Source organism: Streptomyces sp. NBC_00554, assembly GCF_041431135.1.
In the GTDB taxonomy this organism is placed as follows: domain Bacteria; phylum Actinomycetota; class Actinomycetes; order Streptomycetales; family Streptomycetaceae; genus Streptomyces.
The window spans coordinates 6233354-6250091 of the sequence record NZ_CP107799.1 but is presented as its reverse complement, the minus strand read 5'-3'; the positions used below and the strand labels follow the sequence as shown (position 1 = coordinate 6250091).

The 16738-nt window shown below is 70.3% G+C and carries 16 protein-coding genes; 5 read left to right on the top strand and 11 right to left on the bottom strand.

Annotated elements, in window-relative coordinates:
• Nucleotides 1-43 precede the first annotated feature (43 nt).
• From OG266_RS27525 to clpS, 6 genes are all read right to left on the bottom strand, one after another.
• Nucleotides 44-145, bottom strand: a complete 102-nt coding sequence (locus OG266_RS27525; RefSeq protein ID WP_323178296.1) for a putative leader peptide — start codon at nt 143-145, stop codon at nt 44-46.
• A gap of 127 nt (nt 146-272) precedes the next feature.
• Nucleotides 273-1334, bottom strand: a complete 1062-nt coding sequence (locus OG266_RS27520) for a LacI family DNA-binding transcriptional regulator (RefSeq protein WP_326722808.1) — start codon at nt 1332-1334, stop codon at nt 273-275.
• A gap of 28 nt (nt 1335-1362) precedes the next feature.
• Complete coding sequence (locus OG266_RS27515) at nt 1363-1785, bottom strand: Mov34/MPN/PAD-1 family protein (protein ID WP_371548886.1); 423 nt, start codon at nt 1783-1785, stop codon at nt 1363-1365.
• A gap of 77 nt (nt 1786-1862) precedes the next feature.
• Nucleotides 1863-3314: an amino acid permease gene (locus tag OG266_RS27510; RefSeq protein ID WP_266461077.1), complete on the bottom strand. Its 1452-nt coding sequence runs from the start codon at nt 3312-3314 to the stop codon at nt 1863-1865.
• 341 nt (nt 3315-3655) lie between these two features.
• The gene (locus OG266_RS27505; RefSeq protein WP_329547362.1) at nt 3656-4258 is read right to left on the bottom strand and encodes a DUF2017 domain-containing protein; all 603 of its coding nucleotides are present in this window, start codon (nt 4256-4258) and stop codon (nt 3656-3658) included.
• Nucleotides 4259-4307: 49 nt separating this feature from the next.
• Nucleotides 4308-4625 carry an ATP-dependent Clp protease adapter ClpS gene (gene clpS, locus OG266_RS27500; protein WP_266461072.1) on the bottom strand — a complete coding sequence of 106 codons (318 nt, stop codon included), beginning with the start codon at nt 4623-4625 and terminating at the stop codon, nt 4308-4310.
• A 111-nt stretch (nt 4626-4736) separates the two neighbouring features.
• On the opposite strand from clpS, the gene OG266_RS27495 reads away from it, so the two are divergent.
• Entirely contained in the window at nt 4737-6065 is a 1329-nt protein-coding gene (locus OG266_RS27495; RefSeq protein ID WP_371548885.1) for a nicotinate phosphoribosyltransferase, read from the top strand.
• A gap of 268 nt (nt 6066-6333) precedes the next feature.
• Complete coding sequence (locus OG266_RS27490; RefSeq protein WP_326722804.1) at nt 6334-6918, top strand: isochorismatase family protein; 585 nt, start codon at nt 6334-6336, stop codon at nt 6916-6918.
• A 16-nt stretch (nt 6919-6934) separates the two neighbouring features.
• Here the strand turns inward: OG266_RS27490 and OG266_RS27485 are convergent, their stop codons facing one another.
• Nucleotides 6935-7330, bottom strand: coding sequence for a hypothetical protein (locus tag OG266_RS27485; RefSeq protein WP_266461065.1), 396 nt, complete (start codon nt 7328-7330; stop codon nt 6935-6937).
• Nucleotides 7331-7453: 123 nt separating this feature from the next.
• Entirely contained in the window at nt 7454-9787 is a 2334-nt protein-coding gene (locus OG266_RS27480) for an immune inhibitor A domain-containing protein (RefSeq protein ID WP_371548884.1), read from the bottom strand.
• A 480-nt stretch (nt 9788-10267) separates the two neighbouring features.
• Here OG266_RS27480 and OG266_RS27475 point away from each other — a divergent pair, with 480 nt between their 5' ends.
• On the top strand, nt 10268-10564 hold the full coding sequence (locus OG266_RS27475) for a hypothetical protein (RefSeq protein ID WP_266464197.1): 297 nt from the start codon (nt 10268-10270) through the stop codon (nt 10562-10564).
• A gap of 89 nt (nt 10565-10653) precedes the next feature.
• On the opposite strand, the gene OG266_RS27470 is transcribed toward OG266_RS27475, so the two are convergent.
• A complete protein-coding gene (locus OG266_RS27470; RefSeq protein WP_266461061.1) occupies nt 10654-11313 on the bottom strand; it encodes an RDD family protein in 660 nt (219 codons plus the stop codon).
• Nucleotides 11314-11428: 115 nt separating this feature from the next.
• The gene (locus OG266_RS27465; RefSeq protein ID WP_371548883.1) at nt 11429-12955 is read right to left on the bottom strand and encodes an RDD family protein; all 1527 of its coding nucleotides are present in this window, start codon (nt 12953-12955) and stop codon (nt 11429-11431) included.
• A 256-nt stretch (nt 12956-13211) separates the two neighbouring features.
• Between OG266_RS27465 and OG266_RS27460 the strand changes: the two genes are divergently transcribed.
• Nucleotides 13212-13685: an SsgA family sporulation/cell division regulator gene (locus OG266_RS27460; RefSeq protein ID WP_266461056.1), complete on the top strand. Its 474-nt coding sequence runs from the start codon at nt 13212-13214 to the stop codon at nt 13683-13685.
• Nucleotides 13686-13696: 11 nt separating this feature from the next.
• Here OG266_RS27460 and OG266_RS27455 read toward each other — a convergent pair whose 3' ends face one another.
• Entirely contained in the window at nt 13697-15103 is a 1407-nt protein-coding gene (locus OG266_RS27455) for an FAD-binding oxidoreductase (protein ID WP_266461053.1), read from the bottom strand.
• A 92-nt stretch (nt 15104-15195) separates the two neighbouring features.
• Here OG266_RS27455 and OG266_RS27450 point away from each other — a divergent pair, with 92 nt between their 5' ends.
• A complete protein-coding gene (locus OG266_RS27450; RefSeq protein WP_371548882.1) occupies nt 15196-16713 on the top strand; it encodes a tetratricopeptide repeat protein in 1518 nt (505 codons plus the stop codon).
• The last annotated feature ends 25 nt before the right edge of the window (nt 16714-16738 follow it).

The window sequence follows — 16738 nt, the reverse complement described above, 5'->3', positions numbered from 1 at the left end:
GGTTGCGGAGCCGCGGCTCACGGCCGTACGGCGGCGGCAGGGTTCAGCGCGTACAGATGGCGCTCTGCAGCCTGCACAGGTCGACGTGCAGCCGCGCCACGAGCATCATGCCCGGCGTCTTGTCGCTCACGTCGTGGGAAACCATGGGGTCATCGTATCGATTCCCGGTCCGGGTCCCGGAATGTGATCCCACATTCCGGACAGATTGCGATCGGGGAATGAGACCGGACAGCTCAGGCCCACAGCTCGGGCCCCCGGCTGCGGCCCACGGCTCAGGCGGACTCCCGCCTGACAAGACGCGTGGGGGTGACCACGGAGGAGAGCGGGTGACCGCCGGTCGCCTCCTCGTCGGCGCCCGCCGCGGTCCCGCTGAACAGCAGCCGGGCCAGCAGGCGCCCCATGCCTTCGACGTCCTGGTGGACGGTGGTGAGCGGCGGGTCGGTCGACTCGGCGATGGGTGCGAGGTCGTCGAAGCCGACGACGGCCACGTCCTCGGGCACCCGGCGGCCGTGCTCCCGCAGCACCTGCAGCGCGCCGGACGCCATGAGGTCCGAGGCGACGAAGACGGCGTCCAGGTCGGGGCACCGGTCCAGGAGGACGGCCATGGCGTCGGCACCGCCCTGCCGGGTGTAGTCGGCCCGTTCGATCAGGCGGGGCGAGGCGTCCAGGAGGACGTCCCGGTAGCCGTCGAGGCGGTCGACGGCTGAGGCCTCCTGGTCGTAGGGCCCGGTGATGGTCGCGATGCGTTCACGGCCGATCGAGACGAGGTGGCGGACGGCTTCACGGGCCCCGCCGCGGTTGTCGGCGTCGACGTATATCTGGCCGCGCACGGTCTCGCCCTCACGCAGCAGCGGGCGGCCGCCGAAGACGGCGGGCAGGCCGAGCCGCTCGATCATGCCGGGCAGCGGGTCGTCGGCACGGAGGGAGAACAGCAAGGCGCCGTCGACGTGGCCGCCGCCGAGGAATTCGCCCACGCGCGGATAGTCGTCGGGTTCCTCGAGGAACAGCAGGACGGGCTGGACGCCGTGCGCGATGAGCTCCTTGCGGATGCCGCGCAGGTGGCAGTCGAAGAACGGGTCGATGAAGACCCGGTCCTGCGGCTGGGTCGCCACGACGGCGACGGCGCCCGTGCGGCGGGTGACCAACTGGCGGGCGGCCTGGTTCGGTACGTAGCCCAGTTCGGCGATCACGTCCCGGACGCGGTCGACGACCTCCGGGCGCACCTTGAGCTCGCCGTTGACCACTCGCGACACGGTGGACTTCGAGACACCCGACTGGCGGGCGACGTCCTCCAGCGTGGGGCGTCGTCTGTTCGTCCGCTGCGTCAACACCATCTCCGATACGGCGAGTTGGTCGGGGCAATCAGTATGCCTCGACCACCTTGATCTCCTCCTCCGTAACCACGCCCTCGACGATCCGGTACGAGCGGAACTGGAAGGGCCCCACGTCGTCCGAGTCGGCGGTGGAGACCAGTACATAGTGCGCGCCCGGCTCGTTGGCGTACGAGAGGTCGGTGCGGGAGGGGTAGGCCTCGGTCGCCGTGTGGGAGTGGTAGATGACGACGGGTTCCTCGTCGCGGTCGTCCATCTCCCGGTACAGCTTCAGCAGGTCGCCGGAGTCGAACTCGTAGAACGTGGGCGAGCGGGCGGCGTTGAGCATCGGGATGAACCGCTCGGGGCGGCCGGTGCCCTCCGGGCCCGCTACGACGCCGCACGCCTCGTCGGGGTGGTCCTGGCGCGCGTGCGCGACGATCTGGTCGAACAGGGCCTGGGTGATGGTCAGCATGCTGGCCAGGATAAGCAGAAGGGCGGCCCCGTACCGAGGAGTGGTACGGGGCGGCCCACATCATGAGACCTGGGAGGTCAGCCGACCTTTTCGAAGACCGGGTCGTCGCGCTCGGCGACCTGCGGGTTCCTCGACTTGAGGACGGCCCAGCCGATGCCCAGCGCGGCGGCCCAGCCGGCCATCACGTACAGGCAGACGCGGGAGTCGGCGTCGTAGGCGATCAGGCAGGTCACGAAGAGGAGGAACGCGACCGCGACCCAGCTGAACCTCGCGCCGCCCGGGGCGGGGAAGGAGGACGCGGGCAGGCGCCCGGCGTCGACCGCGCGGCGGTACAGGATGTGGCTGATCAGGATCATCAGCCAGGTCCAGATGCCGGCCGCGGTGGCCACCGAGACCACATAGCCGAACGCCTTCTCCGGGACGATGTAGTTGAGGATCACGCCGATGCCCATGAAGAGCACGGAGATGGTGATGCCGAACGCCGGGGTCCTGGTGGAGGAGAGCTTGTTGAAGATCTTCGGGGCCTCGCCGTTGTCCGCCAGGGTGCGCAGCATGCGGCCGGTGGAGTACATGCCGGAGTTGCAGGACGACAGGGCGGCGGTGAGGACGACGAAGTTGACGATGCCCGCGCCCGCCGGGATGCCGATCTTGGCGAAGGCCTCCACGAAGGGGCTGACGCCTGGTGCGAACTCGGTCCACTTCACGACGCAGAGGATGACCGTGAGGGCGCCGACGTAGAAGAGGGCGATGCGCCAGGGCAGGGTGTTGATCGCCTTGGGGAGGGTCTTCTCGGGGTTCTCGGACTCGCCGGCGGTGACGCCGACGAGTTCGACGGCGAGGTAGGCGAACATGACGCCCTGGAGGGTCATCAGGGAGGAGCCGATGCCCTTGGGGAAGAAGCCGTCGAACTGCCAGAGGTTGGCGACGGAGGCGGTGTCACCGGCCGAGCTGAAGCCGAAGGTGAGGACGCCGAGGCCGATCACGATCATGCCGATCAGCGCGGTGACCTTGACCATCGAGAACCAGAACTCGATCTCGCCGAACAGCTTCACCGAAATCAGGTTGGCCACGAAGAGGACGACCAGGAAGACCAGGGCCGTCACCCACCGCGGGACCTGCGGGAACCAGAAGTTGACGTAGATCGCGGCGGCGGTGAGTTCCGCCATGCCGGTGACGACCCACATCAGCCAGTACGTCCAGCCGGTGAAGAAGCCGAAGAACGGGCCGAGGAACTCGCGCGAGTACTCCGCGAAGGAACCCGACACCGGGCGGTAGAGCAGGAGTTCGCCGAGTGCCCGCATGATGAAGAAGATGATCACGCCCGCGAGGGCGTACATGAGGATGAGGCTGGGCCCCGCCTTGGCGATGTTCGCCCCGGCGCCCAGGAAGAGGCCGACGCCGATGGCGCCGCCGATCGCGATCATCTGGACCTGACGGCTGCCGAGCCCGCGCTCGTACCCCTCTTCGGGGGCGTCGCCGCCCACGGCCTCACTGCCGTCGTATTCCTTGCCGACCTGCGATGAGGTCACGTCGTGCGCCTTTCTCCATGCCGTTCCGAGCCAGTGACTTGGCTTCGGATCGGGTTCCGATCCCCCCGGATGGTGGAGCTGAGCGCGCTCGGGGAGCCCGCTCGTGCCTGGCCGGCGATCCGCCGGCTCGGTGGCGCACCCGACCGGACATGGGTGTTGTCCTGTCGGGCGGTCGTGAAGATTTATCACGGCCGCAACGTTGATCGACTGGGGGATTCGTGGCACACACCACAGGAAGAACCGGACAAAAGTCTGACCGCGCCCCATAGGACGCGGTCATGGTGACGTGATCGTTATCCGGATTTGAGTGTCCTCTGAGCGAACACCGAAAGCGGGGTGGATCAGGGCATAAGGGTCTCGACGAGCGTCTCCTGAAGCCCGCCCAGCCACAGATACGCCATCACCATCGGCTTGCGAGGGTCCTCGTCCGGCAGCCGGTAGAGGAGGTCGGTGTCCTCCTCGTCGACGACGTCGAGCCGGGAGCCGATCGCCAGGCGCAGGTCGTTCAGGGCGCGCAGCCACTGCTCGGACTCGTCGGCGGTGAGCTTGAGGACGGCTCCGCCGTCGCCGGACGTCAGCCCGTCCAGGCAGCGGATCACCGTGAGGGCGTTCTCCCGCTTGCCCGCGCGCAGGTCGTTCTCGGTGAAGCGGCGGAACTCCGAGGAGTGGGCGCGCTGCTCCTCGGCCTGTTCGGGCGAGTTGGCCTCGACGTCGGGGCCGCTGTACGCGTCGGGGAAGAGGCGCTGCAGCACGGGGTCGGAGGGCGGCTCGCTGGGGCCCTCCGCGAACAGCTCGGCGAGCGGGTCGTCGGGGGCGTTCTCGGCGGGTCCGGGACCGATGAGCTCCAGGAGCTGGACGGCGAGGGAGCGGATGATGGAGATCTCGACCTCGTCGAGCGCGACGGCCGCGCCGCCGCCGGGGATCGGTTCGAAGTGTCCTGGCATGGAGTGAGTTCGCTGCTTCCGGTCCTGCTCGCGGTTTCCAGGGCTCGGGCTATTTCCGGTCCTGCTGAAGGGTGGCCCACAGACCGTAACCGTGCATGGCCTGTACGTCGCGTTCCATCTCCTCGCGGGATCCGCTGGAGACGACGGCCCGGCCCTTGTGGTGGACGTCGAGCATGAGCTTGTGGGCCTTGTCCTTGCTGTAGCCGAAGTAGGCCTGGAAGACATACGTCACATAGCTCATGAGGTTGACCGGGTCGTTGTGCACGATCGTCAGCCAGGGAACGTCCGGCTCGGGTACGGCGAAGACCTCCTCCGCCGACTCGGTCTTCTCGGTCTCTAGGGGTGCGGGAGCCGTCACACCGCCCATGCTGCCACCAGAGGGGGGTGCTCGCACAAATGGACCCCGCAACGCCGGTGCGTCCCACAAACCCGAACCACAAATCGTCAGAGTGACGAGATGGGGGTACGATCCCGTCCTATGAACACAGCGGACCTTGGGCTGCCGGTGGACGTTCCCTCGACGGCGCTCTTCACCGACCAGTACGAGCTGACGATGCTGCAGGCCGCCCTGGCGGCCGGGACCGCCGAGCGGCGCTCGGTCTTCGAGGTCTTCACCCGGCGGCTGCCCGAAGGGCGGCGCTACGGGGTCGTGGCCGGAACCGGGCGAGTCCTCGACGCCGTCGAGAACTTCCGCTTCGACGCGGACGTCCTCGGCTTTCTGCGCGATCGCAAGATCGTGGACGAACCGACCCTGCAGTGGCTCGCCTCGTACCGCTTCGGCGGGGACATCTGGGGCTACCCGGAGGGCGAGGTGTACTTCGCGGGCTCGCCGGTCCTGCGGGTCGAGGGGTCCTTCGCGGAGTGCGTGCTCCTGGAGACCGTGATCCTCTCCATTCTCAACCACGACTCGGCGATCGCGGCCGCCGCCTCCCGGATGGCCTCGGCGGCGGGCGAACGTCCGCTGATCGAGATGGGCGCCCGGCGCACGCACGAGCTGGCCGCCGTGGCCGCCGCGCGGGCCGCGTACGTCGGTGGCTTCACGACCACCTCCGACCTGGCCGCCGGTTTCCGCTACGACATCCCGACGGTGGGGACGTCCGCGCACGCCTTCACCCTGCTCCACGACACCGAGCGGGACGCGTTCCAGGCCCAGGTGAACTCCCTCGGCCGGGGCACCACGCTGCTGGTGGACACGTACGACGTCGCCGAGGCGGTCCGGATGGCCGTCGAGGTGGCCGGGCCCGAGCTGGGCGCCGTCCGCATCGACTCCGGGGACCTCCTTCTCGTCGCGCACCGGGTGCGGCAGCAGCTGGACGAGCTGGGGGCTACCCACACGAAGATCATCGTGACCTCCGACCTGGACGAGTACGCGATCGCCTCGCTGGCGGCGGCGCCCGTGGACGCGTACGGCGTCGGCACCCAGCTGGTGACGGGATCCGGCCATCCCACCTGCTCCATGGTCTACAAGCTGGTCGCCCGCGCCGAGTCCGCCGACCTGAAGGCCCCGCTGGAGCCGGTGGCCAAGAAGTCCACCGGCGGCAAGACCTCCATCGGCGGCCGCAAGTGGGCCGCGCGGCGCCTGGACGAGCACGGGGTCGCCGAGGCCGAGGTGGTCGGCGTCGGTCCGGTGCCAGGCGAGCTGGCCGACCGCCAGCTCCTGGTGGAGCTGGTCAAGGGCGGCCGGATCGTCGCACGCGAGCCCCTCGACGTCGTACGCGACCGGCATGCGGCGGCCCGCGCCAACCTGCCGCTGTCGGCGACCCAGCTCTCGCGCGGCGAAGCGGTCATTCCGACCGAGTACGTCTGAGATACGGCTGCTGCCGCTGACGTACGGCTATCGCGCGGGCGCATGAACAACCGGTGAGCGGGAATGCAACGGCAACGCCCCCTCCGCACCACGCAAGCGTCCTCTCCGCACCACGCAAGCCTTCCCTCCGCACTCCGGGACACGGCGCAGCAGCCAAATGCCCCCTCCCGGAGCGCACTTGAAGTCTCTAGGCTCGGTAGCTCAAAGGCCGGGCCCGCACCCCTCCATCAACACCACCGACCTCATGCCGAGCCTAAGGACACCCGCCATGCGCCGCGCCTTGATCGTCGTAGACGTGCAGAACGACTTCTGCGAGGGTGGCAGCCTCGCGGTGGCCGGGGGTGCCGATGTGGCCGCCGCCATCACGGAGCTGATCGGGCAGGCGCCCGCCGGCTACCGCCATGTCGTCGCGACCCGCGACCTCCACATCGCCCCCGGCGGCCACTTCGCCGACAACCCCGACTACGTCCACTCCTGGCCCGCGCACTGCGTGGCCGGCACGGAGGGCGTCGGCTTCCACCCGAACTTCGCCCCGGTCGTCGCCTCCGGCGCGATCGACGCCGTCTTCGACAAGGGCGCGTACGCGGCGGCGTACAGCGGCTTCGAGGGCGCCGACGAGAACGGGGTGACGCTGGCGGACTGGCTGCGGGCCCGGGAGGTCGACGAGGTGGACGTGGTGGGCATCGCGACCGACCACTGCGTACGCGCCACCGCCCTGGACGCCGCCCGCGAGGGCTTCCGTACGCAGGTCCTCCTCGACCTCACGGCCGGAGTGGCCGAGGAGACCACGGACCGGGCCCTGGAGGAGCTACGGAGCGCGGGCGTGGAGCTGACCGGCAAGCCGGTGGTCTGAGCCTCCCGGGGAACTCCTACAGGCCTTGGGGCGCCGCGGGCAGGCCTTGGGGCGCGGGTCTGCGCATGAGCGCCCTGATCGGGTGCCACAGCTCCTGGACCAGCTCCGGGCCGATGTCCGGGCTGACGCTGACACCGTTGTCAGGGGCCGGGGCCGTACGCCATATCAGGCCGTCGGGGTGGTGCAGGACCGCGGTGATCTCGTCCGGGGTGGGCGGCTGGGCGTTGCCCCGCAGGTACACCGCGCGCAGGCCCAGGTTGCGCAGCCGGGTCAGGGCGCGGGCCCGGTTCTGGGCCAGCACGAGCACCCGCACACAGCCGGCGGCCGAGCTGTACGGGCCGGACGGGCTGGGCAGGTTCAGCGCCACCACCACGCTGCCGTTCGGCAGCTTGCAGAAACCTCCTGCGGCCATGAAAAGTCACACCCCCGTGCGGTCCGGTGTCAATAAGAGAATCACAGGACGCACCTAAACACGATCGGCCGCGACCCGCCAGGGGGTCGCGGCCGATCATGCTCTGACCTGCGGAAATGCCTCTTACTTCACTGCGGGGCCGACCTGGAGCGAGATCGTGGAGCCGTTCAGGGCCTCCTTGACGATCTTGATCTTGGTGTTGGTGTCAGTGATCTTGACACCGGCCAGCGGGGTGCTCGTGTCGTAGTAGGTGTTGGTCCGGTCGTTGAAGACCGAGACACCCTTCTGCGACGCGATCTTGGTCGCGACGTCCGCCTTGTGCAGCGTGAGACCGTCGGTGCGGAACAGGCTGAAGGGCGAGTCGTAGGCCTGGATACGGCTGCGCATCACCGTGCCGTCCGCCCACTTCAGGGCGGTCGGGTGGGCGTCGATCGGCAGCACCAGACCAGCACCCGGGTGGACGCTGGTGTTGTTGTCCGGCTGGGAGGTGTCCCACTTCCAGATCAACAGGCCGTTCTGGTACGGGAAGTGCTCCACCCAGTCCGGACGGGTCGTCGAGAAGCCGAAGTTGTACGGGCCGACCTTGAGGGTCTTGTCGTACGACACGTACTGGCGGTTCTCGGCGATGTAGTACTGCGCGTAGTCGTCCGTGATGGACGCGCCGATACGGGAGAAGCCGTCCGCCGTCCAGGCGGCGTCCGCGGTCTCCGCGTCGTCCGAGAAGAGGGCGGTGCCGTCCGCGGTGACGCTGATCTCGTCGGCCGCGAAGCCCTTCTGGGCCACGCCGCCGTCGGTGGCGTAGCGGAAGCGCAGGCCGATGTTCTGGCCCGCGTAGGCGTCCAGCGGGTACGACAGCTTCTTGTACGCCTCGGTCGTGCCGTCGAGCGCCGGCTTGCCGCTGCCGTCACGGCTGATGGCCGCGCCGTCCGCGGTGCCGTCGATGGCGGTCCAGTTGGCGCCGCCGTCGGTGGACACCTCGGTGTAGAGGTAGTCGTAGCCCGCCTCGATGTCCCACCAGCCGTCAAGGGTCAGCGTGGCCGAGGACTTGCCCGTGAGGTCCACGGAACGGGTCAGCGTCTGCGAGAGGTTGTCGCCGCTGCCGCTCCACCACTGGGTCGCGCCCTGCGCCGGTTCGACGATCTCGTTGGTGACCGTCTTCTCGGGCAGTTCGACGACGAGCGCCTGCGCGTTCTTGGTGTTGTACTCGGCGACGCCCAGCGTGTGCGAGGACTTGGTGCCCGCCTTCGCCGTGTCGTAGTTGAGCCAGCCGAGCTGCAGCTTGTCCCAGGCGGTCATGTCGCCGGGGAGGTTGCCGATCTCTTCCTCGCCCGTGCCGAGCCAGGAACCGGACGACATCAGCGTCCAGAAGCCCGTGGAGTTGTCGCCGCCGTTGGTGTCGTAGAGGTCCGGCAGACCGAGGTCGTGGCCGTACTCGTGGGCGAAGACGCCGAGTCCGCCGTTCTCCGGCTGGATGGTGTAGTCGCCGACCCAGATGCCGGTGTCGCCGATCGCGGCGCCGCCGAGCTTGTTGCCCTCGGGTCCGGTGGAACCGGCGTCGGTGCCGAACGCGTACCAGCGGTGGGCCCAGATGGCGTCCGCGCCCTGGGCGCCGCCGCCCGCGGACTCGTCCTCACCGGCGTGCACGATCTGGAAGTGGTCGATGTAGCCGTCGGACTCGTTGAAGTTGCCGTCGCCGTCGAAGTCGTAGCGGTCCCACTGGTCGTACTCGGCCAGCTGCGCCTTGATCTCCGCGTCGGTCGCGCCTGCCGCCTCCTGCGCCGCGACCCAGGCGGTGACGCCGTCCTGCACCGCGTACCAGGCGCCGGTGCTCGCGTCGTTGGAGCCGTAACGGGCCTCGTTGTAGGGGACCTTGACCCAGTCCGAGACCTCGCCGTCGACCGAGTAACGGCCCGACGACTGCTTCTCGTAGTACGTCTTCATCGAGTCGACACCCGTGCCGGTGCCGAAGTAGAGCTCGTTGAAGTGCTCCTGGTTGTAGTCCGCCTGCCAGGCCGTGCTGTTGTCCTTGGTGCGGTCCGGCTCGGCTATCGCGTTGTGCAGCGGGCCGACGGTGCCGCCGTAGCGGCTGTCGATCTGGTCGCCGAACTCGACCAGGATGGTGAAGATCTTGTCGGTCTTCTCCCGGGCCAGCTCGACGTACTTGCCCTTGCTGAGCTGCACGACCTGCGAGCCGTTGCGCTCCTGGGCCGTGGCCTCGCCGGATATGACCTGCTGGAGCGCCTCTTCGCGCTGGGCCGCCTCGCTGTCCGTGAACGGGCCCTTGAGGTCGTGCTCGGTGTCACTCGCGGCGGGCGATGCCGGGTCACGGCGGTCCACCGTCGGGGCCGACGCACCGGCGTCGGCCTGCGCCACGGCGAACGTCGAGAACGTGGCAGTGGCCGCGGCGAGGGCAACGCCCACCGCCGCCCCTCTGAACGTCCATGATCTGCTGGTCACTTGATGTCCTCCCTCGCGCGCGCTCACGCGGATGGAGGGGTCCAGGTCATGGGGTCCGCGGGCGAATACGCGTGTCAAGTGACGACATTGGACCGGAGTTACCAAAGAAAAGACAGATCTTGACTTGAACCTGGCAACTGCACTATGTAGAGCGGGTGTTCGCTCTGCGGAGCGCCACCACACCGCTCAACAGGCGCGCCCGGACGTCCACTTCATGGACGTGATGACTCCGTGCGCCCCCTGTGCACCGGCACCGTGGGTTAGGTCACGCTTACCGGCCGTTCCACTCGGGCATGCAGGCGAATAGAGTCGATTGGCGGCACGTCGGAATGTCGATGGATTGCCAAGTCGACACCGTTGTCGGCCCCCGATTCGCAGCCTCACCCCCAATGCTCTATCCGCACCCTCCCCCATCGCGAGAGGCACCCGGGGGGAGCACCCCCATCCGAGGAAACGATTGCCATGCCTCGAACGACTGCCATGCCTCGTCCGACCGCCGCACAGCTCGCCTACGGTTCCTGCACCGTGATCCTCTCCACCCTCGCCATGCTGCTGCTGTCTCAGACGAGTTCGGGCCCGGGGATCGTGGCGATCACCCTCTCGGCACTCGTTCTCGGACTCCTCGTCGCCCTGACGGTCCCGCTGCCGAAGCCGGCGCGCACCGTGAAGGTGCCCGTCGTTCCCGTACTGGAGGGGCGCGTCCCCGCACAGCGCGAGACCGCATCGGTGGCCGCCTCCGTGACGTCCGAGCCCGTACGCGAGCCGGCGAACCCCTAGGTCACCGCAGAAGCGTCAGCACGTACGAACCGGCGGGCCCGTGTCTCACGGACCCGCCGGTCGTCGTTTCCTGTCCCACCGCCCGACGGTCAACCGGTGCTGACCACCACCGTCTTGGCCGCCTTGTCGTGGAGGCCCTGTTTGTAGGGCTTGTCGAAGAAGCTCCAACCGCCCGCGATCGCGGTCCAGATGCACGCGCAGCAGAACGCGAACGGGATCCACAGGACCAGCGAGCGGATCAGCGTGGTCTGCACGGACGGCGTGGAGCCGTTGTCGAGGTTGGCCACCCGCAGCTTGAACAGCCTCTTGCCGAGGGTCTGCCCCGACTTGCTGATCATGAAGGTGTCGTACCCGACGTAGAGCACGGCGGCGACGAGCGACTGAGCGAAGGACTTGCCGGTGTCGATCTTGTCCGTGTCCACGTCGTACTCGGTGACCCCGAACGCCCATGACAGCAGCCACACCACGATGCCCACGAGGATCATGTCGAGGATCCGCGCAAGGACCCGCTTGCCGCTGTCCGCCAGCGGCGGCATACCGGCGAGCGGATCGCCGCCGTAGGGGCCGCCGGAGCCGTAGGGATCGCCGCCACCACCGTAGGGCGGCGGCTGGGCGCCGGACGGCGGGGGCTGGGCGCCGTAGGAGGGGTCGTACGGGGAGCCGCCGCCCTCGGCGGGCGGGGGCTGCTTCTTGAACGGGTCGTCGTCCGGTGGCTGGCCGGAGCCCGGAGGCGGCGGTTCGCTGCTCATGGCCCGAGTGGACCGCGAACCCTCCCCGTCCGCATCCGGCGAGCGGCCGTCCGGGCTACCGGGTTGTGTACGTCCGATGACGCGTGGCTCTGTACGCCCTCTGCGCCGGCGTTCCTTACGTCCGCGCCGCCACGAAGGTGTGGGCCGCCTTGTCGTGCCAGCACTGGCGCCACGGCTTGTCGAACAGGCACCACAGGACACCGAGGACCCCGACACCGAGGACGCCTGTGACGCCGTAGACGAGCCAGCGGCGCAGGGCCGAGCCGAAGGACGGGGGTTCGTGGCCCTCGATGTCGCGCACCTCGATGCCGCACAGCTTCTTGCCGAGGGTGCGGCCCCACTTGGCGGTGGGCAGCGCGTCGTAGAGGACGCCGAAGAGGAGCAGGACGGCGAGGATCACACCGAGGTAGCCCGCGGTCGTGCCGTCGAGCAGCCAGACCGTGACGGTCTCGCCGGAGAGCTTGGCCGCGTCGATCTTCTCGTTGACGTGGTCGACCGCCTTGGTGCCCAGCGGTACGGCGGCCACGGCGGTGACCCCGGCAAGGACCACGGTGTCCACGAGCCGGGCGGCCAGCCGCTTGCCGAGGCCCGCGGGACGGGCCGCCGACTGCCTGCGCGCGGCCGCCGTGAAGATGTCGTCGACCGGCGGCTTCCACGGCGCGACGGGCTGCCCCTCCGCCGCCGGGTCCCCCGCGAGCCGGTGCACCTGCTGCGCCCAGGAGGGCTGACCGCCGCCGACCCCGGGTGCCATGGGAGCGCCGGCTGCCTGCTGGGGAACGGAGGGGGTCACCGGGGTGGCCGGAGCTTGGGCCGCTGGGGTTTGGGCCGCTGGGGTTTGGGCCGCTGGGGTTTGGGCCGCCTGGGCAGCGGCGGCCTGCCCGGCGCCGAAGCCGCCCCCGGCGGACGCGGCGGGCGCACCGGCGGCCGGGGCCGTGCTCCCCGGCTGCGCCCCCTGCTGCGGCGTGCGCGGGCGGAAGGTCATGGTGCCCTCGGAGGGCAGGTCCTCGGCACCGGGTCCTGCGGGGCGCCCGCTGCCGCTGCCCGTCCCCTCAACTCCCGCGGGCCGTACCGGTCCCGTCGGGCGCCGGAACACCACGGTGCCGCCGGACGCCGGAGGCTGGGGGCTGCCCGAGTCCGCGGGCGGGATCGTCGCCGTGCCGTCCGTACGTGAGGAGCGGCCGTCGGGCTGGACCACCGGGTCGGCCGGTTCCGACGCGTGGGGTACCCGCGGGTCGGCGGCGCTCGGCGGCGCCCCCCAGGCGACGCGGCGGTCCCGCTCGCCGCCGAAACCGGTCTGCCGGGAGCGGTCGGCGCCCCACGCGGCCGCGGGCTCGGGCCGGCTGCCGTGCTGGGCCTCGGCGGGGCTCACCTGCCGGGAGCCGCCGGACGGTTGCGGGTCCTCGTCGAAGAAGTGCGGCCCGGTCTCCTCGGCGGGAGCCGGCGCCTGCGCCTGCGCGGGCACGGACGCCGGGTGCGAGCCGGGCGGCGACGCGAGCGGCACGCCGTCCAACGGCGCCGGACGGCTCGTACCCGGTACCCAGGAGGCACCGTTCCAGTACCGGACATATCCAGGAATGGAGGGATCCGGGTAATACCCTTCGCGGGGCCTGTCGTCGCCGGGTGCCGGGGTTGGGGCGCTCATGTCCGTCGTCCCGTATCTGCTCGGGGGTCTTTTGGGGGCTCCACATCTATCAGACCGGCGCACCCGCCACTGCCGCTCCCGCCGTACCCGCCCCATTCGGGCAAGGTTCCGCCACGTCCGGACATCGCTGGGCACACCACTGAGAGCCCAACGGGAAAAAACTTCTCGGAACCCGCGTAATGGTCCCGCCTCAACGCGCTCTCCACTCGTACGGGCCCGCCCACAGGGCCCCGTACGAGAAAGGAAACGCACCGACATGCACACCGTGGTGGAACGCGAACTCGAGCTCAAACTCGTCCTGTCGCCCGAACGCAGCATCCCCGTCCCGGCGCGGCTCAGTTACCGCACCGACGATCCGTACGCCGTCCACATCACCTTCCACATCGGCTCCGACCATCCCGTCAGCTGGACCTTCGCCCGCGAACTGCTCGTCGAGGGGGTGTTCCGGCCGTGCGGGCACGGTGATGTGCGGGTGTGGCCGACGAAGGTCTCGGGCCGCAGTGTCGTGCTGATGGCGCTGAGTTCGCCGGACGGCGACGCGCTGCTCGAAGCACCCTCCGCGCAGGTCTCCGCCTGGCTGGAGCGAACCCTGCGGGCGGTCCCGCCGGGCTCTGAGGCGGAGCAGCTCGGTATCGACGACGGCCTCGCCGAGCTGCTCGCGCCCACTCCGGCCGACGACCTGTGGCTGCGGGATCCGTGGCCGTCGGACGAGTCCAAGGACGGGGAGTAGATCTGGGTGCGTCAGAAGAGCTTGCCGGGGTTAAGGAGCCCCAGCGGGTCGAACGCCGTCTTGATCGCCCGCTGCATCTCCACGCCCACCGGGCCGATCTCGCGCGCCAGCCACTCCTTCTTCAGGACGCCCACGCCGTGCTCGCCGGTGATCGTGCCGCCGAGTTCCAGGCCGAGGGCCATGATCTCGTCGAAGGACTCGCGGGCGCGCCGGGACTCGTCGGGGTCGGAGGCGTCGAAGCAGACGGTGGGGTGGGTGTTGCCGTCGCCCGCGTGCGCGCAGACCCCGATGGTCAGCGAGTACTTGTCGGCGACGCGCTCGATGCCTTCGAGCATGTCGCCGAGCCGGGAGCGCGGCACGCACACGTCGTCGATCATCGTCGTGCCCTTCACCGCTTCGAGCGCGGTGAGCGACAACCGCCGCGCCTGGAGCAGCATTTCGGACTCGGCCGCGTCCTCCGCCGGTACCACCTGGGTCGCGCCCGCGGCCTCGCACAGGGCGCCGACCGCGGCGAGGTCGGCGGCCGGGTCGTGGGTGTCGAAGGCGGCGAGGAGCAGTGCCTCGGTGGTCTCCGGGAGGCCCATGTGGGCGAGGTCGTTGACGGCCTTCACCGTCGTGCGGTCCATCAGTTCGAGGAGGGACGGCACATGGCCGCCCTCCATCACCTTGACCACGGCGTCGCAGGCGGCCCGCGCCGACGCGAACTCGGCCACGAGGACCAGCTGTTGGGGCGGCTGCGGCCGCAGCGCCAGGATCGCCCGTACGACGATGCCGAGCGAGCCCTCGGAGCCCACGAAGAGGCGGGTGAGGTCGTACCCGGCGACGCCCTTCGCCGTACGGCGGCCGGTGGTCATGAGCCGCCCGTCGGCCAGCACGACCTCGAGGCCGAGGACGTACTCCGCCGTCACCCCGTACTTGACGCAGCACAGGCCGCCGGAGGCCGTGCCGATGTTGCCGCCGATCGTGCACATCTCCCAGCTGGAGGGGTCCGGCGGGTAGTACAGGCCGTGTTCGTTGACGGCGCGGGAGAGGGTCGCGTTGATGACGCCCGGTTCGACCACCGCGATCCGGTCGACCGGGTTGATCTCGAGGATCTTGTCCATCTTCACCAGGGACAGCACGATGCAGCCGTCCGAGGCGTTGGCGGCGCCGGAAAGGCCGGTGCGGGCGCCCTGCGGGACGACGGGGACGCGCAGCTCGGTGGCGATGCGCATGACGTGCTGGACCTGTTCGACGGTGCGCGGAAGGACCACGACGGCCGGGGTGCCCGCCTCGCAGAAGCTCGCCATGTCGTTCGCGTACGAGGCCGTGATGTCCGGGTCGGTGAGAACGGCTTCGGCCGGCAGGCCGCTCAGCAGACGGTCCACGAGGTTGCCGGTGACTTCGTCGCGCGGCGCTTCGATACGACTCATGATCACAGCCTCGCACCCGGGGCCATCGGTGTGAACCCCGTCTGCGGCACCCAACGCGTGCCGTGATGTGGTCTTCGTATTGACGCACAGTGAGCGGCATGGAGATCGAAGAGCAGCGACCGGCCGCGCAGCCCCAGGAGCCCGAGCCCTCCGGGTCCCGCTTCTCCCCCTTCGCCAAGTGGGCGCTGATCAGTGCCGCCGCGGGATGCGTCGTACTCGGCGGTGTACTGGTGCTGCTGCCCTCGGCGGAACGGGACGCGGCGCCGCCCGCGCCGGGCCCGGTGGCGCGGGCGCAGACGGCGGTGGGGGCCGGGGTGCCCGCCTCGCTGCCCGACCTGGCGGCGCTCATCGGCGACCGCGAGGCACATCTGCGGGCCCATCCGCGCGACGTCCAGTCGTGGGCCGTGCTCGGTACGGCGTACGTGGAGCAGGGGCGGCGGACGGCGACGCCCGCGTACTACCCGAAGGCCGAGCAGGCGCTGCGTACGTCGCTGAAGTCCCGGCCGAAGGGGAACGTGGAGGCCCTCGACGGCCTCGCGGCGCTCGCCAACGCCCGCGGTGACTTCCGGGCGGGGAAGAAGTGGGGCGAGGCCGCCGTGAAGCTGGCGCCGAAGCGCTGGACGACGTATCCGCTGCTGCTCGACGCGTACACCGGCCTCGGCGACTACAAGGCCACCCGGAAGACCCTCGACAAGCTGCTCGAGCTGCGCTCCGGGCCGACGGTGACCGCGCGGGCGGCGCGGGTCTACTGGGACCGCGGCTGGCGCGAGGACGCGGCGGCCGCGGTCGCCGACGCGGCGGCGCGCGCGGCCACCCCCACGGAGCAGGCGGCCTTCCTCCAGCAGGCCGGCGAGCTGGCCTGGGAGCGCGGCGACCGCGAGCAGTCCCTCGGCTACTACGAGCGCGCGCTGCGCACCGACCCCGACGAGCACAGCGCCCTCGCCGGGCAGGGGCGCGCGCTGGTGGCACTGGGGCGCACGTCGGAGGCGCTGCGCGCGTACCAGACGGCACTCGCCAAGCGGCCCGAGCCGCGGTACGCGCTGGAGCTGGGCGAGCTGTACGAGAAGCTCGGCGTCGACGGGGCCGCGCGCGTGCAGTACGACCTGCTGCGGGAGCGTGCGCGGGAGGAGGCCGCCGGGGGTGTCGACGACGCCCTGGTACTCGGGCTCTTCGAGGCGGACCACGGCGATCCCGCGGCGGCCGTGCAGCTGCTGCGCACCGAGTGGAAGCGGCACGGCGGGATCGCCGTCGCGGACGCGCTGGGCTGGGCGCTGCACCGCGTCGGGGAGCACGAGGAGGCCCTCAAGTTCGCCACCAGGGCGATGGACAAGGAGCACGGCGGCGGCGTACGCAGTGCGCTGTACGCCTACCACCGCGGCCAGATCGAACGCTCCCTGGAGCAGTACGGCCCGGCCCGCCGCCACCTCGCCGAGGCTCTGCGCATCAACCCGTACTTCTCGCCGCTGCTCGTGCCGCAGGCGGAGGCGGGGTTGGAGGCGCTGGGCGAGCCTTCGGCTGAGGAGGGGCCGGGGGAATCGGCGGAGGAGGAGTCGGGCGAGGCGGGCGAGGCGGCGGATGAGCCTTCGGAGGAACCGTCGGCGGAGCCTTCCGCGTAGCTCGTCGGCGGAGCCTTCGGCGTTA